The sequence below is a fragment of the Methanoregula sp. genome (assembly GCA_026625165.1).
Taxonomy (GTDB): Archaea; Halobacteriota; Methanomicrobia; order Methanomicrobiales; family Methanospirillaceae; genus MVRE01.
The window spans coordinates 1098952-1118071 of the sequence record CP112999.1; the positions used below are offsets into that span (position 1 = coordinate 1098952).

Below are 19120 nucleotides of genomic sequence, written 5' to 3' on the forward strand. Positions count from 1 at the left end.
GATGGCGCATCAAAAAGAGCCGGTCGTTTATTTTGTTGGTGCCGGGCCCGGAGATCCCGAATTAATCACAGTCAAAGGTAAGAATCTTCTTGAGCGGGCTGACGTACTGATCTATGCCGGGTCACTGGTGAATCCTAAACTCGTAGATCAGTCAGATGCACCCGTCCGTATTGACAGCTGGGGAATGAAGCTCGAAGAGATCGTCATGGTAATGGAACAGCACGCAAAATCCGGCAAGACCGTTGTCCGGCTCCATTCGGGTGATCCCTCTCTCTTTGGCGCAATTATCGAGCAGATGGCAGAACTGAAACACAGGGGTGTCACCGCAAAGATTGTCCCTGGTGTTTCCTCGCTGTTTGCTGCAGCCGCGGCGCTCCAGATCGAACTGGTGCTCAATGGAATCACTGATGCACTGGTAATTACCCGCCCTGCCGGAAAGACCCTTGAACAAGACCACATTTCGGAGCTTTCGGGATCCGGTGCAACGATGGCAGTATTTCTGGGCACCGATCGTTTTGAGGAAGTCACCAAAAAGTTCACCTGTCCGCCCGATACCCCGGCCGCAGTGGTCTATCATGCATCATGGGATGACCAGAAACTTATCCGGGGAACTGTTGGTGACATCGCACAAAAAGCAAAAGATGCCGGTATCACAAAGACTGCATTGTTGATTATCGGACATGTTGTCGACCCGCAGAATCAGTTCAGGAGGTCGCATCTTTATTCATGACCGGGACTGTTGTCATCGCGTTTCCACGGTCATTTCCGCAGGCACGGCGGATTGCAGAACATCTCAATGCAACTTTGCTTCCGTACGATGCCGAGGTCTTTGCACGGACTTTTGAATCGGCGCAGCGGATCGTCGCGTTGATGGCCGCAGGTATTGTGGTTCGTTCAATCGCTCCTTTACTGGAAGATAAGTGGGTGGATCCCGCAGTAGTTGTGGTGAGCCCGGACCTTTCCTACTCTATCCCCCTTATTGGCGGGCACCATGGGGCCAACGAGCTTGCAAAGGAGCTTGCTGTTCTGGGCATCAGACCGGTCATCACAACAGCTACTGAAAGCACAGGCAGGGAATCGGTTGAGATGATGGCAAAAAGATCTGGTTGCGATATTGTTAACCGTGATTCCACCCGCACGGTCAATGCTGCAATTATTGATGAAAACGTGCCCGTACTTGCTGTCAGGGGGCCGGCAGTAGTGATTGCCGGCACACGCGTTTCAGTTCTTTTCAACAAAGGAACATATACCGTTGGTATAGGGTGCCGGAAGGGAATAAAAAAAGAAGAAGTGCTTGCCGCGATCCGGCAGGCACTGGATACATGCAGGATTTCTCCTCATGAGGTATTTGCATACGCAACAACAGCAAAGAAATATTCTGAAACCGGGCTTACCGAAGCGATCGCATCAATTCCAGCCGGATTGATATTTCTTGATGATGAAATCATTAACGCGCAACCCCTGCGATCGCCATCAAGGGCAGGGAGGATCGGGCTGCCGGGTGTTGCAGAACCCTGTGCCCTTGCCCTCTCAAAACACAAGGAACTTCTCATGGAAAAAACTGTATTCGGGAGGGTGACCATTGCGATTGCCCGATAACCAGAAAGGTTCTCTCGCGATTGTGGGGATAGGGCCCGGGAGCCGTGACCAGATGACTGCACGGGCACTCAAGGTGATTGCTGGAGCGGAGATCATCATTGGCAATGACACGTACCTTGACCAGCTCGAACCCCTTCTGGCAGGAAAAAATGTTATCCGCAGTTCGATGGGAAAGGAGGTCGAGCGTGCCAAAACCGCCATTAAAATGGCACAGAAGCGCCGTGTCGTGATGGTCTCCGGTGGCGATGCCGGGGTGTATGGGATGGCGGGTATCGTTCTTGAGGTTCTTGAACACGAGAAGATTGCAATTCCGGTCGATATCGTGCCGGGTGTGACTGCTGCCACGGCTGCAGCATCACTGGTCGGCTCACCTCTATCCGGGGATTTTGCAGTTATCAGCCTCTCGGATCTTCTGACCCCCTTTGAAGTCATCGAGAAAAGACTTGAAGCTGTTTTCTCAGTTGGGATCCCGGTAGTCCTCTACAATCCCAGAAGCCGCGGCAGACCGCATAACTTTTCTGCAGCTGTTGCCATTGCACGAAAATACCTTGTGGAACATACACCGGTAGCCCTTGTCAGGAATGCATTCCGGGAGGGAGAGGAGATCACCATCACAACGCTTGGTGAAATTGAACCGTACTGTGATGTTGTGGATATGCACACCACGGTCATCATTGGCGGTGCAGAGAGCAGGATCTGGAGGATGGGACAGAATGTCAAAGGAATCATCACGCCACGGGGATACCACCGGAAGTACGTATACTGATCCGGGCGCGGAAACGCGCGAAGCATACGAGATCTCAAAAAAATCACGGATGCTGGCAAGGTCGGTGATCGGTAACAAATCACCAGAAGACCGGATCCGGCAACGGTGCTCGATTGCGGTTGGGGATTTTTCTTTTGCCCCGCTCATGCGGTTCTGCCATAAACCTGTTGAATCTGTTCGCTCTGCGCTCGAAAAAAATGCTTTGATTATCACCGATATCAGGATGGTGCAGGCAGGAATTCAGAAAAAAGGGCATTGTTCCGAAGTGATCTGTGCGCTTGATTACGGAACAGATCTTGCTATTGAACGGGAGATCACCCGGACATCAGCCGGATTTTTCTCTCTGGAGAATCGCATCACTGGTTCAATTATTGTTATCGGTAACGCTCCATCTGCCCTCCTTGCTGTAATCGATATGGTCGGGCGGGGAATACGGCCGGCGGTGATCATAGGTACCCCGGTAGGTTTTGTAAACGCTGCGGAATCAAAAGAATTACTCCGGACACTCCCCGTCCCCTCCATTTCAAATGAGGGGACACGAGGTGGAACACCGGTGGCAGTGGCTGCAATAAACGAGTGCATCACGATATATTCAGAGGGAACAACGCATGCGGGATCCGGTCACCGGGTTTGAATACCCAAAAGAATGGCAGGATAAGTGCCGGTCAAAGAAGAAACTTGGGGATGTAAAAAAGGGACTGGCTGTCCTGACATCTTCAGGAGTGGTCCTGCGCCGCGGATTCACAACCGGGACAACCGCAGCCGCTGCATGTAAAGCTGCTGTTCTCTCGCTTCAATCGGATGTTTCATCAGTTCAAATCACCGTGCCCTGCGGATTGATTGTGGAAGTTCCCGTCACTGCGAAGGGGGGGCGGGCGAGCGCGAAAAAATTTTCCGGGGATTATCCCACAGATGCAACGGCTGGTTGTGAATTTATTGCCCTTGCAAAAAAAAAGGAAATCGGTATCGGACTTGTGCCCGGGAGAGGGATTGGGACGTTTGCCCGCACCACACCCCGTTTCTCTAAGGGTACACCTGCGATAAACCCGCTTCCCCTTACCTGCATCCTCCAGTCAATTCAGGAAGCGCTCGATCAAACCGGGTTTTCGGGTATCACCATTACCTTATCCGTCCCAAAAGGGACAGAAGTAGCAAAAAGGACACTCAACTCCCGCGTTGGTGTAAAAGGAGGGATCTCGATTCTCGGCACCACAGGTCTTGTAGAACCCTGGGACGACCACCTGGCCGAATCCATGATGGACCGGATCTCAAAATCCGGAAATATTGTCCTGACCACCGGTCGGACCGGGCTCCGGTACGCCCGCCTGAGGTACCCGGATCATGATATCGTTTTGGTTGGTTCAAAGATCGGTGATGCGTTATCTGTTGCCCGTGTTCCGGTGATACTGTTCGGACTGCCTGCCCTGATCCTCAAATTCCTCAAACCGGATATTCTCAATGGTACAGGATTTTTAACAGTAGAAGAACTGGGAGCCTCACCCCGTTTCGGCGATATGACAAAGGCTATTCTTTTATCCTGCAGGAAAACCTATCCGGCTGTTCACGTGGTGATTGTGAACAGGGATGGAGAGATTATCGGAGAGACTCCATGAAGATCGTTGGTGTTGGCTGTGGTCCCGGTTTACTCACGGAAGAAGCAATACAGGTTATCCGGTCAGCAACCCTGATCTATGGATCGGACCGGGCAATTGAGATCTGCCGTCCGTTCATACCTCCGGGCTGCATGGTCAAAACCATTGACGACTTTAAAGCGCTGCACACGCTCCCGGATGACGCGGTTGTCCTCTCTACGGGGGACCCTATGCTTGCCGGACTCGGATATCTCAAGGGCGACGTGGTACCGGGGATTTCATCCCTTCAGGTTGCCGCGGCACGGTTGAGGATCCCGCTGGCACGGATCGTTCCTGTTGTAGCCCATGGTACCGGCCACGACAAGGGAATGAACGACACCCTTGACGAAGTGCTATGTAAAAAGATCGTCTTTCTCATCGCTGATCCAAAATTTGATACTTTGGAACTGTACAGAAAGCTCCAGGCACTAAATATTCCGATGAAGGTGGCAGTCTGTGAAAACCTCGGCTATCCGGATGAGAGAATTTTAGTAGATACTCTCGAATCTCCACCGCCGGTTACTTCAGCTATGTATTCGCTTATGATCGGTGACTTTTGATTATACACCTCGTTTTTGGCCGGACAACCAAAAGCCTTTTTCGCCACCGGTTGATATTGTGTACAGGAGACGTTATCTATGGATAAGGCAACTAAAAGCCAGATCAGCCTCGGACTTTTCGCCGTCGGTTTTATCATGATCTTTATTCAGGACTTAAAAAGGCTGGATACGATTAACCTTGGGTTTTCCTGGCCTTTTGCGATCATGTTCTACCTTGGACTCGCCTTCATGGCAATCGGATATTACCTCAAATAGAATGAATCAATCAACTCCCTGATTTTGGGGCAGGGTTTGGTCCCGGTCGGGTTCATTGCCAGTCTTATCTTTTTTATATATAACTTGCGTTGATTTCACCCCCAAACGATGGCATACCTTATGGAATACCCGATACGCAATGGATGCCGGTACAATCAGGATAGACGTTATCCGCATGTTCTCAGCAAGGCAGCATGAGACGATTTCTCCATCCTAATTTAAAAGGGTATATATTATGCGATGACGAGACTGATTCATCGATGAGTGAACATTTAAAAGCCAAGCACGGCAGCAGGTATGACCGGTTACAGGGGCGGGTCTATTTCCTTCTCGAATCACCGGCAAAAGAGAACACAGCCCGAAAGATCGTCATCTATTTTATCGCAGGAATGATCCTGCTTAATGTCGCTGCAGTGATCCTTGAAACAGAAAATAAAATATTCATTGAGTATGCACCATATTTCCATCTTATCGACTTTGTTTGTGTCGTGGTATTTTCAATTGAATATGTTCTCAGGGTCTGGTGCTGTGTCAGGAACCCGGCCTATTCTCTTCCGGTAACTGGCCGTTTGCACTACATGATGTCGCCGCTGGCGCTTATTGACCTGCTTGCGATCACGCCCTTTTACCTCCCGTTTATAATTCCGGTTGAACTCCGGTTGCTGAGGTTATTGCGCCTGTTAAGGATATTCCGGGTTCTCAAGCTTGGCAGGTATTCAAATGCCTTTGATACATTCGCAGCTGTCCTTAAGGAGAAAAAAGAGGAGATTGTCATTGCCGTGATCATGGCATCGCTTGTTCTCGTCCTCTCTTCAAGCGCCATGTATTTTGTTGAGCATGAAGCCCAGCCGGAAAAATTTTCCAGTATTCCAGGCTCGATGTGGTGGGGGGTAGAAACGCTTACAACTGTCGGGTACGGGGATGTATATCCGGTCACAGCAGCCGGAAGAGTGATCAGTGCCATTGTTGCGCTCTCTTCAATCGGCCTGTTTGCCCTCCCTGCAGCCATCCTTGCTTCCGGGTTTGTAGAGAGCATCAAAAAACGGCATGCAAAACACAGCACTACTATAATCATTTGTCCCAGATGCAAGGAGGAGATTGACCTGCACCCTGATATGGTTCCGGGTATCTCCAATAATGATGTGGAAGCAGCGCCGCACAGTCATACCAAAAAAAGGATGGATTGAGCAGATTCGGGTGCAGGGGGCGTACCTTTTTATTTTAGAGCCAGACTTATTCATAAAATTTGCCTGAAAGGTTCTGCATTTTTTCCCCGTTTTTTAAAAATAAAATTAAAAATCGTGATGAGCCGATAAAACCGGTTTATGAAGCACCTTTTTTTGGCTCTCTTTTGTTACTCTCTTCTTTGTCAACCTTGATTTCGCACTGCCGGTCACCCATGCACATCGCCCTCACAAACCGGGATTTATATTTGGGGTTCAGGTTCTTCTGAGTGCTCAGGGTGAAGGCAAGGCAGCGTTTAAACGCACGGTCAGGAGAAGCGCCCATGCTGGCTGCCTCCTCGACAAACGGGCAGTGTTTGACGATGACAACCGATCCATCCTCGCCGACGTCCATCACCTCGTCCTTGTAGTCCGGGCCAAACAGGATTGCCCTCACATTACTCATGCTTTGAGCAAGGTCCTCTGCATTCGCGAGCGGCAGTTTGAGCGAACGGGCGATATCCAACCCGAATTTTGAGAACTCAACCCAGATCTCCTGTTCCAGTTCGTCATACCGGTCCCCGACTACCGGGGAGAAGACAACTTCATACATCGCAGTAAGCCGTGCGGCGCCCCGCGCCGAAATCTTCCATTTCACATCATCGGGAATCGATCTAAGGTCCCGCATCCACCTATTCTCCCTGATCGAGTTTATGGTTGCGGCGTGGATATCAAACCATAGGTAAGGAGCCTTTTGAACCGGGCGATTTTAAAAAAAATACAAGGAGCAACTACAAAGATTTAATAGAGTTTATTTCTATTTACTCATCTGTATATGATCCTTGATCATGAAAAGATCTCGAGAATCAAAACTGCTCCTAAATCCCATAAAAAAGGGATGAGCATCTCGGAGATCGCACGTCAGCTCAAAATGAACCGCAACTCTGTTGCAAAATATCTCGAGATCCTGCTGATATCCGGACAGGTCGGGGCAACGAAGTAGGGCATCTCAAAGATCTATACGCTCTCCCGGCGTGTGCCGGTATCGGCAATGATGGATTTTCTTCAGTAATATCCATCATCGATAAAAGTGGTTGGATCATTCATGCAGATGACCGTTTGATTCAGTTCGTATGTATCCAGCGTGAAACACTGAAAGCAGGTTGACCCGGGTCATTTCAGTCAAAAAACCACAATTCTGGCTGCCATTTGGTATTATAATCCTGCGTTTCGCTCCGTTACCAATGATTCTTTATTTTTTAGCTAATTCCATCACGTTAATTTTGATAGCAAATAAAGTATTCAGTCATTTGAAAACCGCCATTCTGACGGATATTTTCACATTCAAACCATAAAGTTTAACATGGGTTGTTCTGATTTTCCGTTTGTAGGAGGTAAGATTATGGACATGAAATACGTACCAACAACATGCCCGTACTGTGGTTGTGGCTGCGGCTTCAACCTTGTTGTCGTAGACAAGAAGGTTGTCGGCGTCGCACCATGGCAACGTGCTCCTGTCAACGAGGGCAAGCTCTGCCCCAAGGGGAACTACGCGCATGAATTCATCAACAGCCCTGACCGGCTGACAAAGCCGCTGATCAAGAAGGACGGCAAGTTTGTCGAGGCAAGCTGGGACGAGGCATACAAGCTGATCGCCGAGAAGTTCAAGAAGTACCAGGGTGAACAGAGTGCCTGCCTTGCTTCTGCACGTGTCTCCAACGAGGAGAACTACTTAATGCAGAAGTTCGCACGGGCTGTCTTGAAGACTCCCAATATCGACCACTGCGCCCGGCTCTGCCACGCATCGACAGTTGTCGGGCTTGCCGGAACCTTTGGATCCGGTGCAATGACAAACTCGATCGGTGATATCGGCGAGTCCAAGTGCATCTTTGTTCTTGGCAGCAACACGTTTGAGCAGCACCCGCTGATCGGGCGCCAGATCATGCTCGCCAAGAAGCGCGGCGGCAAGCTGATCGTTGCTGACCCCCGGTTCACCCCGACGGCAAAGCAGGCTGACCTGTACATGCCGTTTGACTCGGGCACTGATGTCGCGATCCTCAACGGCCTGATGCAGTACATCATCAAGAACGGCTGGGAGAACAAGGACTTCATCGCAAAGAGGACCAAGGACTATGATAAACTAAAAGAAGTCGTGATGAAGGATACCTACAGCCTTGAGAACGTCTCCAAGATCAGCAAGATTCCGGCAAAGGACCTCGCGACCGCTGCAGAATGGATTGCCAAGGCAGAGTCCAGCAATGTCCTCTACTCGATGGGCATCACCCAGCACACCACCGGTGTGGAGAATGTCAGGTCCGTTGCCAGCCTCCAGATGCTGACCGGCCACCTCGGCAAGCGGGGCGGCGGTGTCTGCGCACTGCGTGGCCAGAACAACGTGCAGGGAGCCTGCGACATGGGAGCGCTCGCAAACGTGTACTCCGGGTACCAGGCAGTCATCGTTCCCGAGATGAAGAAGAAGATGGAGGACGCGTGGGGATGCACGATTGCCGAGGGTAAAGTCGGCCTGACCGTCACCAAGCTGATCAACACGCTCGCTGACGAGCCCGGCAAGGTCAAGTGCGTCTATATCATGGGCGAGAACCCGATGATCTCCGACCCTGACCTCCACCACGTGGAGAAGGGAATGAAGAACGTCGAGTTCATGGTCGTGCAGGACATCTTCATGACCGAGACCGCAGCGCTTGCAAATGTTGTACTCCCGGCAGCCTGCTATGCTGAAAAGGACGGTACCCAGACCAATACCGAACGCCGCGTCCAGAAGTGGAGAAAAGCCCAGAACCCGCCCGGTGAGGCAAAGGCGGACTGGCAGATCTTCTGCGAACTCGCCAAGTACATGGGATACGAGAAACAGTTCCCGTATAAGAGCGCCGAGGAGATATTCACTGAGATCTCAAAGGTAACACCATCCTATGGCGGCATGACCTATGCACGCCTCGAAAAGCCTGAAGCGCTCCACTGGCCCTGCCCGACTGCAGAGCACCCGGGGACACCGATCCTGCACAAGGAGAAGTTCACACACCCGGACGGGCTGGGCATCTTCATCCCCTGTGAGTTCAAGTACCCCGCGGAAGTGCCAGACAAGGACTACCCGCTCATCATGACCACCGGGCGCTGCCTCTGGCAGTGGCACACCGGCACGATGACCCGCAGGTCAGAGAGCCTCGAGCGCGAGGAGCCGACCGGCTGGGTCGAGATCAATCCCGAGGATGCCAAGGCACTCGGTATAAAGGACAAGGAGAAGGTACGCGCCGTCACCCGCCGCGGACAGATCGAGATCGGGGCCCGCGTAACAAAGGACATCAAGAAAGGCGTGGTCTTCATGCCTTTCCACTACGCGGAATGTGCCGCTAACGTGCTCACCAACAACGCTCTCGACCCGTTTGCAGCTATTCCTGAGTTCAAGGCCTGTGCTGTTAGGCTCGAGAAGATCGCGGAGGCGAAGTAACATGGCAAAGAAAGGCGACATGCTCTACGCGTGGACCAATGACGCAGAGATCAAGAAGAAGGCTGAGCTTGGCGGTGCAGTTACCGGGCTCTGGAAACACGCACTTGAATCCAAGATGGTCGATGCCGTATTAGCTGTAAAGAAAGGCGTAGATCTCTATGATGCACAAATGGTTCTCATCACGAACCCTGCAGACCTGAAAAACACGGCCGGGTCGCTCCACTGCGGGACGCTGCTTCTCTCCAAGGTCGTGAAAAAATATCTTGATGGTGCAAAGGGCAAGAAACTCGGTATTACTGTCAAGGGCTGCGATGTTATGGGGCTGATTGAACTTGCGAAACGCAAACAGGTTAACCTTGATAACATCCTCATGATTGGCGTGAACTGCGGCGGTTCGGTCAGCCCGGTCTCCGCCCGGAAGATGATCGCTGAAAAATACGGCGTCGACCCGGACAAGGTGCACAAGGAAGAGATCGACAAGGGCCAGTTCATCATCGAGTACGAGGGAGGGCACAAGGGCATCTCCATTGACGAGCTTGAGGAACAAGGCTTCGGCCGCAGGTCCAACTGCCGCCGGTGCAAGATGAAAGTCCCCCGCCAGGCGGACCTTGCCTGTGGGAACTGGGGTGTCATCGGTGACAAGGCAGGCAAGGCAACCTTTGTCGAGGTCTGCAGCGACAAGGGTGCAAACCTTGTCAACGGGGCAGTGAAAGCAGGCGTCCTCGCAACCGAGGTACCGAACCCGAAGGGGCTCGAGATGCGCGGAAAGGTCGAGGGCGCGATGCTCAAGCTGGGAGACAAATGGAGGAAGAAGGATTTCACAGCACTCGGGGCAAACATGTGGGAGACGATCAACAAAGAGACATCACGGTGCATCAAGTGCTATTCATGTATCGAGAACTGCCCGGTGTGCTTCACTGCAGCCGATGAGCTGAAAAAGGGCTCCCTTATGGTCAGGCCCGGGGAAGTCCCGCCGAACTCGATGTTCCATTTAAGGAGGTTCGCTCACATATCAGACAGCTGCATCAACTGTGGTCAGTGCGAGGAACTCTGTCCGATGGACATTCCGCTCGCGCTCTTCTCACATGCGATCCGTGTCGAAGGTGATGCGACCTTTGAACCGAAGCTGGGTAAGGCAGCATATACCAATTAATTTTTTACTCTCTGTACAAGCAGATGGATCCCAGAATATACAATCAGACAAAGGCACGACTGGAGGGTATCTACACGAACATTGCGTTCCCTGAAGAATGGTAGGAATCAGATTTCCCCCCCGGTTCGGCTAATTGGGGGTACAGGATGGGGCGGGGAATCATCTCTGGAGTAGTTTTACACCGTGTCAAGGTGAGTGTCAGGGCATTATTCGCCTCTAGTCCTGATCCTCATTCCCTGCCTTATGACGCAACGCATGAACACCCTTTTAAGAACTGTTCTATCCTGTTTTTGACATTCATGAAAAATCATTGAAAATGTCTTATGCTCTCATAACCTTGTTACGTGATACTTGGATGTGGTAGTATTGTCCCTGATGTGAGGTACAATCCATCGTGTGTTCACTCCTCTTTCACCCGATGAATAAAAGGGTAAGGGGTCATTCCAGTCCCCATTTTTTCTTGGGTGTTCGGTAGAATCAGCTCGATTATGACGCTCTTGGGGGAATTAATCCTCGCTGGAAAGCGAGGATCGATTGAAGAAACCATATCAATGGTTTCGATTTTTTTGCCGTTCCCGCAGGGATGGGCAAACTGAAGAAGATATCCGTCAGGGCATCTTCGATATGCGACTGCAAGGATGCACTGGAAGATGTCCATCAGGGCATCTTCGATTTACATTCCCCCGCCGCTATGGCAAACCCGGAAATATTCTGTCGAATATTTCCTGGCTATCCTGTCCTGTCTTTTGGATACGACAGACACCCCCCATGATGCGATAGTAGGATACGAGGTTTACTTAAATCTGTAGAATTATCATTGTAATCTTCATCACTTTTTTCTTTACAATTTCAGGAATGGTATTTTAACACAAAATTCGTAGTTGATTTAGTAAAATATTTGGGGCTAAAATAGTACTTTACCCGTAATTTTTATGTCCTCTTAAACATCGCATCCAGTTGTTCACGCGTAAACCTGACCATTGTTGGTCTCCCGTGAGGGCAGGAGAAGGGGTTATGTGCAAGCCGGAGCTGCTGGAGTAGGCGGCGGCACTGTTCGGGCGTGCAGGCAGTACCGGCCTTTATCGCGCTGCGGCAGGCGATGATACGCGTAATGCGCTCACGGCTGCTGACAGACCGGGAGGTATCTTCCCGGCTGAGGTCATCCACAATCTCATTGACCAGATTAGAGTGTTCGAGCGCCCCCAGCACCACCGGTACTGCCCGTACCAGGAACGTATCTTTCCCGAAGTCCTCAATTTCAAACCCTTCTTCTGTAAGCGATGGCAGCAGTTCCCGCAGGACGGCAGAGTCCCGTGCGGAACGGTGAAGGAGGACCGGGGCGATAAGTTCCTGTGACTGCCGGGCCGACTCCCTCTTTGCGCTCACCATCTCATACATGATCCGTTCGTGGGCAGCATGCTGGTCGACAAGGATCAGGTCCCCGGACCGTGTAGCGGCGAGGATATAAATCCCCCCGATCTGACCTATGACATCCATATCGGGGACGATGTTTGCATCCGGAAGGATTCCCGTCGGAAGTTCTGACTGGCGGAGCTGGCGATCCGTGGTGATGATACCAGCATGGGTAGGTTCCAGTGCCGGTTCGCTGACACCGTACGCACGACCCGGTTCAACGTCGTAGGACGCATGAGCATCCCCATGCCCTGTCTGTACCGTGGGGAACGGGTTATCAGGTGCCTGTGCAGCAGGAATAAGGTCAGATCTGAGCAGTGCACCCGAAATTGCCTGACGGACTGCGATGCATATCTCGCGTTCCGGACCCAGCCGCACCTGTTTTTTTGCCGGGTGGACATTCACATCCACAAGGGCAGGATCGATTACAAGGAAGAGAAATACAACCGGAAACCGTTCCTTTGAAAGGAGTGTCCCGTACCCTTCAAGAATTGCTGAATTTATCGGAGATGATGAGACATAACGCCCGTTGATTGAGACGATGATACGCTTTAAGTTTTTCCGGAAGAGGGAAGGGCGGGAGATATACCCGTTGATCAACACCACCGGGTTTTCATGTTCAACCGGAATCAGATATGGAACTATGTCACTGCCAAAGAGGCGTGCGATAGCGTCAAGGAGCCTGGATGATTGTTCTGTAGTTATGATTTCCTTTCCGTTATGGGTCAGGAACACCGAAATTTCAGGATGAGCCAGCGCGAGCCCTTCAATGATACCGGTAATATGGGCCAGCTCTGTACCAAGGGTCTTTAAGAATTTTTTTCTTGCAGGAGTGTTAAAAAAAAGGTCCTGAACAAGGATATTTGTGCCTTCCGGGGTGCCTATCTCTCCGTGTTCCCTGATTTCCCCGGCTTCAACAACCACTTTTGTGCCTGAGATTGCCGGACTCTTGTGTGGTTTTGTGCAAAGGGTTACCCGGGAAACTGCAGCGATGCTTGCCAGTGCTTCGCCACGGAATCCAAGGGTCCTGATACCATCAAGATCTTCAATTGTGGCAATTTTGCTGGTTGCATGAGGAGTAAATGCAAGTACAGCATCATCAGGTGACATACCAATCCCGTTATCAATCACTTGGATTGTGGTGATCGACCCTTTCGATGATGACAGATCGACCCGGATGGTCCGGGCTCCCGCATCTATTGCATTCTCAAACAACTCCTTGACAACAGAGGCAGGGCGTTCGACTACCTCGCCGGCAGCGATCTGATTAACTGTAGCAGGATCCAGGATATGGATAGTCCTGTTACCGGCATCCGTATTCATCAGGGATTGTCTCCGTTCAAAATTCGCTTTTTCAGTTCGTGAAGTGTCGTGAGCGCCTGAAGAGGGGTCATTTCATCGATCCGGATCGCCCCGATCTCATCAATGATTGGATCAGGTTTTAAGAAAGGGGTTTTGCAGGTGTCATCGGCAAGGAGCAACTGGGTATAGCGCTGGACTTTTTGGGAAGGTACAGAGGTCCTACCCATAGTCTCCGTGAGGATTGAATCAGCACGCTCCGTGACTTTTTTGGGAATGCCTGCCAGACGCGCAACATGAATACCATAACTCTTGTCAGTTGCCCCGGGGATAAGTTTGCGCAAAAAGATTACATCACTCTTTGTTTCCCGGACTGCAAAATGGAAGTTCTTTACCTTTTTGAGTCGAAATTCAATATTTACGAGTTCATGGAAATGTGTGGCAAAGAGTGTCTTTGGCCCGGTTCCGACTCTCCCATGCAAAAATTCCACGACTGCCTGTGCGATCGCATACCCATCAACGGTGCTTGTACCCCTGCCAATTTCATCGAGAATGACAAGACTCCGGTCAGTCACGTTGTTGAGGATATTTGCAAGTTCCAGCATCTCCACCATGAATGTGCTCTGCCCGCTTGCAAGATCATCAAACGCGCCAACACGGGTGAAGATACGGTCAAGCACACCAATCCGTGCATGGGCTGCGGGCACAAAGCAGCCCGACTGTGCCATGATGCAGATGAGCGCCACAGCCCGCATATACGTGGATTTCCCTGCCATGTTGGCGCCTGTAATGATCATGATCCGGGTCCCGGTTCCGGATATGTCTGTATCATTTGGTACAAAACCACCAGATACGCTCCGTTCGACTACCGGGTGCCGCCCTTCACGGATCAGGATATGATCCTCCTCGTCGGGCACCGGTCTCGCATAATTATGGGCTTGAGCCACCTCAGCGAGTGCGCAGTACACGTCAAGTTCGGCGATGCCCTGGGAGATCAACTGGAGATCCGGGACTGATGGTCTGAGTTTGTCAAGAAGGGCGCTGTAGAGGTCCCGTTCAAGAGAGAGGACGCGCTCATCCGCATTGGTTATCAGCGCCTCTTTTTCTTTGAGTTCGGGGATTGTGTACCGTTCACCGCCAGCGGTTGTCTGCCGGCGCTCGTAATGTGAGGGGACAAGGGAGATGTTGGACCGGGTCACATCAATATAATACCCGAAAATCCTGTTATACCCGATTTTTAAGGATTTTATACCGGTACGATCGCGCTCTTTTTCCTGCAGTTGGACGATCCAGTCCTTTCCCGAAGCAAGGATGGTCACAAGCTCGTCCAGTTCTGCTGAGTACCCTTCCCTGATGATGCCTCCGTTTTTTGCTGTTGCGGGAGGATCATCAACGATCGCCTTTTTTATGAGGGCGAGAGTATCCGGGAGTTCATGGAGATCGAGGATTGCATCCCTGACAAGAACCGGGAGTCCATCTCCCTGCCCGCTGACAAGACCTTGGATCTCCGGGACCATGCCAAGCGATACTGTCAGTGCCATCAGGTCGCGGGGACCGGCATTCCCATATGCGATCCGTCCGGCAATCCGCCCGATATCAGCCATCCGGTCCATCAGGGCACGCAGGGAAATGCGGATCGTTGGCCTCCTGATAAAAAATTCTACTGCATCAAGCCGGCGGTTAATCTCGTTGGGATCGATTAGCGGGCGTACTATCCTGATATGGAGCAGCCGTGAACCCATCGCTGTTTTTGTACAATCAAGACAGGAAAGCAGATTTGTGCCTTTTGCCATGGTGCGGATGCCCTCGGTGATCTCAAGATTGCGCAACGTTGTCGCATCCAGCATCATGCACTGAGCGGTTGAACGGGTGGACAACCCGCTGATATGGGGAAGCGTGGAGTTCTGGGTCTCCTGTGCATACCGGAGGGCAGCGCCTGCAGCACCCAGTGCTGCGGGGATATCCTCACACCCGTATCCGGCAAGTGAGGATACATGGAAGTGTCCGGCAAGTGTGCTCCTGGCGTTCTGTTCCTCAAATGCATCGTCACGGTAGGGGTTAACAGCCACCGCAAGGTTCCTGATCGCGGCGATGATCTTTTCAGGGAAGCCGGAGGGGACGATACATTCCGCAGGATGATACCTTGCAATTTCGGAGATTAGGTCCTGCAGGGGATTTCCGGCAGCTATACTCTGGACAAAAAACTCCCCGGTTGAGATATCGAGAAATGCAAGCCCCCAGTCCGCTTTGCCTGCGCCCGGGCAGACTGCCATCAGGTAACATGCACCTGTTGACTGGATTATTGAAGGATCGATTACGGTACCTGGCGTGATCACGCGCACGACATCCCGCCTGACTATCCCTTTTGAATTTTTTGCATCTTCCAGCTGGTCGCAGACGGCTACGTTGTAACCTTTCTGCACAAGTTTTGCGATATATCCCTCCGCTGCATGGTACGGGACCCCTGCTAACGGTACGCGGGAGTTGCTTCCTTTCGAGCGTGAAGTGAGCACGATGTCCAGTTCGCGGGAGACCAGTTCGGCATCAGCGAAAAAGGTCTCGTAAAAATCACCGATATGGAAGAAGAGTACTGCATCGGGATAGCGCGCTTTAATAGACATGTACTGGCGCATTCCGGGTGAGAGATTTCCGGCAGTTTCCAACCCTGATATATCCCCTGCCTTCGTTTTTTTCATACCTTATGAAAGGTATCGGTTTTGGGAAGATTAATACCGATCTGATCCGTTTTTGAGCCGACAAATCCGATTGGCATGGGAATTAATCCGACATTTCTTTGTCCCCCATCGGCAGTCATCATTGCTACCTGATTTCCGACGACGACCTGAAAGACAGTTAAATATTTGAGGGAAGGAATCAATTGCAGGATCTTTCTTCAATTAAGTTGTTCGTAAGGCATATATCATGACAAACGGGAGAGCAACAAGCACTGTGATAATTTCAAACATAAGACCTATTGAAAAAGCGGTGATCATGGGAGCAACGAACAAAGAGATAAGTGATATCCCCTGCTCAAATCCGCTATTAACAATAAGAAGGAAGAACACCAGGAGAGCGCCTATCCCGATTGCGGCATTCTTAAAATCCTGGCCGCTGGGAGCAAGGGAGAGGACGATGCTGCCGCACAAATAGAGATATAAAAAAAACCAGCCGTTGGGATGGACAATAAGATTCTGTGAAAATATTGTGATGACGTTTTTGAATATATCTTCACTTCCCGCAACCAGATCTCCTGTCAATGGGATAACCTGGGGAACAAAACAGCCAAAGTAAGTCCCGAAAACCAAGGTCAGTCCGGCAAGGATAAGCGGGAGGAAAAAGAGTGGCGCAGTACTGATGATCACCGTCCCAAGGATCGGGATTTTGGATTCCGAATATGTGACCGATCCCCCTTCTTTTGAGAAATACACGACTTTTCTTATCTCTGCACCTGTCAGCAGGCACCCAATCATATGAGATATTTCATGCAGGACAACTCCGGGCAGACGGATCGCATAATACAGTGTCCGGAACGGGACAACCTGTGCAAAGAGCCGGTCGAGTCCGGCCGATATCAGGATCACCATGACAGCAAGGACGATGAACTGGAAAAACCCTGATATGTCCATGGTGAAAAATCCGTACTAATGATAATTTTTAGATCGCAAAAATAGTGTGTTTTAAATCCGGCTATTCAAGGAAAGAGTCTGTACCTTCCACAGCACGCAATAAATCCGGTACATTGGTACCACATTGGAGAAAAACAGGAAAGTTAAACCGTACAGCACCCAGGAAAGCATTAACCCGCGCACTGGTAAAAATGGGATTATTCAGGGGGACAATCGCCCTTAAAGGTTTTTCAATGCCACAAGGTCTTTGACCCCGACAAGTTTCCAGACAAGTGACCGCTCCTCCTCCGCAATTGCCGCCGGGGCGTCCTCAGGTGAATGCCCGAGTGCTGCAAGGATATTGCAGGAAAGATCGCGCTCGACAATCAGGTCAACGAATTTTTCGCGTATCAGTTTCTTTTCAATTGAGTCATGGACTTCTTCCAGATATCCCTGCAGCGTGACAAACATATAGGAGGAAAGATCTTTTGAATACCGTTCAACTTCTACGGAAACATATGGGCTTTTCCGGAAATATTCCAGTTTTTTCCCATATTTTGTAGAGAGGAAATACAGAAAGGACCCATCGAAAACATAGAGAAATGGTGCAATATACGGGTACTTTTCACCCTGGAATGCGATCCGGCAGATATATCCCTTGTCAATCAGCCGGTCGTACTCTTTTTTTTCCATCCGAGGGATCTTAACAATCTCCATGAATATACACCATCTGATACGAACGGAAGATGATAAACCTTATCAAATATCGTTTGAATACAAGCAAAAAAATTAAGGGGACTTTTCAACAGGAAATCCGGCACGAACCCACGCCTGCATTCCACCCAGGACATTGGAAATGTCGTGGTACCGGTTCCTTGCAAGAATGCTCGCCGCGAGGCTCCCCTTGTATCCGGCATCGCAGCAGATCACAACGTGTTCATTTTTCGGGATTTCTGCCAGCCGTTGCGGCAGCTCCCCGACATATATATGGTGCGCCCCACGAATATGTCCCACAGAATTATAATTTTTTATATCACGGACATCAAGGATATAGGGTGTTTCTTTCTCCAGCCGTCCTTTAAGCTGCTGCACTGAACAAGTGTCAATCACAGCAATCTCCTGTGCCCCCCTGGACCATGCAGGAAAACCTCCCGCAAGGTAACCGGTGATATTGTCATATCCAAGCCTTCCGAAGTGCCGGAAGACCATGTCAAGCCCAACATTGAAATCATCTACAAGAATGATCGGTTTTTCATATGAAAGGAACCATCCGGCAAATGCCGGGATGCCTTCCCTCCAGATCGATAAACTGTCTCTGATATACCCCCCGGAAAAAGAGGTAGGTGACCTGATATCAACTATCTGTGCGCCTGATTTCATCAGATCGTGGACCTGTGAAATTCCCAACGGCCGGGAATGGGAAACATCTCCGGTGGCGTGTCCTTCGCCCAGGTTATACTTTTCCATGTGACGGAAGTACGGGGGAACATATGGGGATTCAGTAACCCGCTGCCGGATAAATGCTTCCCTGCCCATTTTGATCTGCCGGTTGGTCCTCCGCTCATAGCCAACAGTCGTAAATAAATGATCGGTAATCTCCCCCCCACAGACTGAACCGGCACCATGCGCTGGACAGATGATAACTCCGTCCCCAAGTGCGAGGATCTTGTTGTTAATGGAATCAAAAATTTTAGCAGCCATCTCTGCATTCCGGTCTTTTCCAAAAAAATCAGTCCGGGCAATATCTCCGGAAAAGATAGTGTCGCCGGAAAAGATCATGTATGGATCAGGAGACACAGCAAGGTCTCGTAATACAAGCGAGATGCTCTCCTCAGTATGGCCGGGGGTTTCGAGCACCGCAATCTCAAGAGATCCAAACCTGAACCGGTCCCCTTCCTTGACCGGGACGCCATAAGCAAACGGGAGTTGTCTTCCATGATAGATCCCGGCACCGCACCGCGCTGCAAGGTCCCTTGAACCGACAAAATAGTCCTCGTTGCGATGAGTTTCAAAGATATGGGTGATTACGGTTTCTGACTGATCTGCAATATCGAGAAACACTTCATAATCTCGGCGGGGATCGATGACCGCGGCAACACCGCCCGAACCCACGATATACGAATTATGGGCAATCCCCTCAGAAACAATTGTACGAAACAGCATCGATAGATCCCGTATCGGGAATAAACACTGCCGCTGTATAAAGGTTA

Annotated in this window: 18 protein-coding genes; 11 read left to right on the top strand and 7 right to left on the bottom strand. The window is 50.7% G+C overall.

Annotation, left to right across the window (positions count from 1 at the left end):
• Nucleotide 1 precedes the first annotated feature (1 nt).
• From cobM to OS112_05820, 8 genes are all read left to right on the top strand, one after another.
• Nucleotides 2–730 (top strand): precorrin-4 C(11)-methyltransferase, encoded by a 729-nt coding sequence (cobM, locus tag OS112_05785; GenBank protein ID WAC03987.1) that lies wholly within the window; start codon nucleotides 2–4, stop codon nucleotides 728–730.
• Complete coding sequence (gene cbiG / locus OS112_05790) at nucleotides 727–1599, top strand: cobalt-precorrin 5A hydrolase (GenBank protein WAC03988.1); 873 nt, start codon at nucleotides 727–729, stop codon at nucleotides 1597–1599. The genes cobM and cbiG overlap by 4 nt, the downstream gene beginning before the upstream one ends.
• Nucleotides 1583–2365 carry a precorrin-3B C(17)-methyltransferase gene (gene cobJ, locus OS112_05795; GenBank protein ID WAC03989.1) on the top strand — a complete coding sequence of 261 codons (783 nt, stop codon included), beginning with the start codon at nucleotides 1583–1585 and terminating at the stop codon, nucleotides 2363–2365. Before cbiG ends, cobJ begins: the two co-directional genes overlap by 17 nt.
• The gene (locus OS112_05800; protein ID WAC03990.1) at nucleotides 2313–2999 is read left to right on the top strand and encodes a precorrin-8X methylmutase; all 687 of its coding nucleotides are present in this window, start codon (nucleotides 2313–2315) and stop codon (nucleotides 2997–2999) included. Before cobJ ends, OS112_05800 begins: the two co-directional genes overlap by 53 nt.
• Nucleotides 2974–3978, top strand: coding sequence for a cobalt-precorrin-5B (C(1))-methyltransferase (locus OS112_05805; GenBank protein ID WAC03991.1), 1005 nt, complete (start codon nucleotides 2974–2976; stop codon nucleotides 3976–3978). The genes OS112_05800 and OS112_05805 overlap by 26 nt, the downstream gene beginning before the upstream one ends.
• Complete coding sequence (locus OS112_05810) at nucleotides 3975–4556, top strand: cobalt-precorrin-7 (C(5))-methyltransferase (protein WAC03992.1); 582 nt, start codon at nucleotides 3975–3977, stop codon at nucleotides 4554–4556. Before OS112_05805 ends, OS112_05810 begins: the two co-directional genes overlap by 4 nt.
• A gap of 78 nt (nucleotides 4557–4634) precedes the next feature.
• Nucleotides 4635–4811 (top strand): hypothetical protein, encoded by a 177-nt coding sequence (locus OS112_05815; GenBank protein WAC03993.1) that lies wholly within the window; start codon nucleotides 4635–4637, stop codon nucleotides 4809–4811.
• A 260-nt stretch (nucleotides 4812–5071) separates the two neighbouring features.
• Nucleotides 5072–5998, top strand: a complete 927-nt coding sequence (locus tag OS112_05820; protein WAC03994.1) for an ion transporter — start codon at nucleotides 5072–5074, stop codon at nucleotides 5996–5998.
• Between the two features lie 136 nt (nucleotides 5999–6134).
• Here the strand turns inward: OS112_05820 and OS112_05825 are convergent, their stop codons facing one another.
• Complete coding sequence (locus tag OS112_05825) at nucleotides 6135–6662, bottom strand: hypothetical protein (GenBank protein ID WAC03995.1); 528 nt, start codon at nucleotides 6660–6662, stop codon at nucleotides 6135–6137.
• Between the two features lie 147 nt (nucleotides 6663–6809).
• Here OS112_05825 and OS112_05830 point away from each other — a divergent pair, with 147 nt between their 5' ends.
• The 3 genes from OS112_05830 (at nucleotide 6810) to OS112_05840 (ending at nucleotide 10593) form a co-directional block, all read left to right on the top strand.
• Nucleotides 6810–6977 (top strand): hypothetical protein, encoded by a 168-nt coding sequence (locus OS112_05830; protein ID WAC03996.1) that lies wholly within the window; start codon nucleotides 6810–6812, stop codon nucleotides 6975–6977.
• 399 nt (nucleotides 6978–7376) lie between these two features.
• Nucleotides 7377–9440, top strand: a complete 2064-nt coding sequence (gene fdhF, locus OS112_05835; protein ID WAC03997.1) for a formate dehydrogenase subunit alpha — start codon at nucleotides 7377–7379, stop codon at nucleotides 9438–9440.
• A gap of 1 nt (nucleotide 9441) precedes the next feature.
• Nucleotides 9442–10593 carry a Coenzyme F420 hydrogenase/dehydrogenase, beta subunit C-terminal domain gene (locus OS112_05840; protein WAC03998.1) on the top strand — a complete coding sequence of 384 codons (1152 nt, stop codon included), beginning with the start codon at nucleotides 9442–9444 and terminating at the stop codon, nucleotides 10591–10593.
• Between the two features lie 400 nt (nucleotides 10594–10993).
• Here the strand turns inward: OS112_05840 and OS112_05845 are convergent, their stop codons facing one another.
• The 6 genes from OS112_05845 to OS112_05870 form a co-directional block, all read right to left on the bottom strand.
• Complete coding sequence (locus OS112_05845; GenBank protein ID WAC03999.1) at nucleotides 10994–11251, bottom strand: hypothetical protein; 258 nt, start codon at nucleotides 11249–11251, stop codon at nucleotides 10994–10996.
• Nucleotides 11252–11523: 272 nt separating this feature from the next.
• Nucleotides 11524–13329 carry a DNA mismatch repair endonuclease MutL gene (gene mutL / locus OS112_05850; protein WAC04000.1) on the bottom strand — a complete coding sequence of 602 codons (1806 nt, stop codon included), beginning with the start codon at nucleotides 13327–13329 and terminating at the stop codon, nucleotides 11524–11526.
• Nucleotides 13329–16001, bottom strand: coding sequence for a DNA mismatch repair protein MutS (mutS, locus tag OS112_05855; GenBank protein ID WAC04001.1), 2673 nt, complete (start codon nucleotides 15999–16001; stop codon nucleotides 13329–13331). Before mutS ends, mutL begins: the two co-directional genes overlap by 1 nt.
• A 201-nt stretch (nucleotides 16002–16202) precedes the next feature.
• Nucleotides 16203–16931 (bottom strand): M50 family metallopeptidase, encoded by a 729-nt coding sequence (locus tag OS112_05860; protein WAC04002.1) that lies wholly within the window; start codon nucleotides 16929–16931, stop codon nucleotides 16203–16205.
• Between the two features lie 219 nt (nucleotides 16932–17150).
• Nucleotides 17151–17627, bottom strand: coding sequence for a pyridoxamine 5'-phosphate oxidase family protein (locus OS112_05865; GenBank protein WAC04003.1), 477 nt, complete (start codon nucleotides 17625–17627; stop codon nucleotides 17151–17153).
• Nucleotides 17628–17699: 72 nt separating this feature from the next.
• Nucleotides 17700–19073: an MBL fold metallo-hydrolase gene (locus tag OS112_05870; GenBank protein ID WAC04004.1), complete on the bottom strand. Its 1374-nt coding sequence runs from the start codon at nucleotides 19071–19073 to the stop codon at nucleotides 17700–17702.
• Nucleotides 19074–19120: the final 47 nt, after the last annotated feature.

What these genes read in the sequence shown, in the direction of transcription:
- cobM (WAC03987.1), top strand. Translation starts at nt 2, where the DNA reads ATGGCGCATCAAAAAGAGCCGGTCGTTTATTTTGTTGGTGCCGGGCCC.
- cbiG (WAC03988.1), top strand. Translation starts at nt 727, where the DNA reads ATGACCGGGACTGTTGTCATCGCGTTTCCACGGTCATTTCCGCAGGCA.
- OS112_05800 (WAC03990.1), top strand. Translation starts at nt 2,313, where the DNA reads ATGTCAAAGGAATCATCACGCCACGGGGATACCACCGGAAGTACGTAT.
- OS112_05805 (WAC03991.1), top strand. Translation starts at nt 2,974, where the DNA reads ATGCGGGATCCGGTCACCGGGTTTGAATACCCAAAAGAATGGCAGGAT.
- OS112_05810 (WAC03992.1), top strand. Translation starts at nt 3,975, where the DNA reads ATGAAGATCGTTGGTGTTGGCTGTGGTCCCGGTTTACTCACGGAAGAA.
- OS112_05815 (WAC03993.1), top strand. Translation starts at nt 4,635, where the DNA reads ATGGATAAGGCAACTAAAAGCCAGATCAGCCTCGGACTTTTCGCCGTC.
- OS112_05820 (WAC03994.1), top strand. Translation starts at nt 5,072, where the DNA reads ATGAGTGAACATTTAAAAGCCAAGCACGGCAGCAGGTATGACCGGTTA.
- OS112_05825 (WAC03995.1), bottom strand. Translation starts at nt 6,662, where the DNA reads ATGCGGGACCTTAGATCGATTCCCGATGATGTGAAATGGAAGATTTCG.
- OS112_05830 (WAC03996.1), top strand. Translation starts at nt 6,810, where the DNA reads ATGATCCTTGATCATGAAAAGATCTCGAGAATCAAAACTGCTCCTAAA.
- fdhF (WAC03997.1), top strand. Translation starts at nt 7,377, where the DNA reads ATGGACATGAAATACGTACCAACAACATGCCCGTACTGTGGTTGTGGC.
- OS112_05840 (WAC03998.1), top strand. Translation starts at nt 9,442, where the DNA reads ATGGCAAAGAAAGGCGACATGCTCTACGCGTGGACCAATGACGCAGAG.
- OS112_05845 (WAC03999.1), bottom strand. Translation starts at nt 11,251, where the DNA reads ATGGACATCTTCCAGTGCATCCTTGCAGTCGCATATCGAAGATGCCCT.
- mutL (WAC04000.1), bottom strand. Translation starts at nt 13,329, where the DNA reads ATGAATACGGATGCCGGTAACAGGACTATCCATATCCTGGATCCTGCT.
- mutS (WAC04001.1), bottom strand. Translation starts at nt 16,001, where the DNA reads ATGAAAAAAACGAAGGCAGGGGATATATCAGGGTTGGAAACTGCCGGA.
- OS112_05860 (WAC04002.1), bottom strand. Translation starts at nt 16,931, where the DNA reads ATGGACATATCAGGGTTTTTCCAGTTCATCGTCCTTGCTGTCATGGTG.
- OS112_05865 (WAC04003.1), bottom strand. Translation starts at nt 17,627, where the DNA reads ATGGAGATTGTTAAGATCCCTCGGATGGAAAAAAAAGAGTACGACCGG.
- OS112_05870 (WAC04004.1), bottom strand. Translation starts at nt 19,073, where the DNA reads ATGCTGTTTCGTACAATTGTTTCTGAGGGGATTGCCCATAATTCGTAT.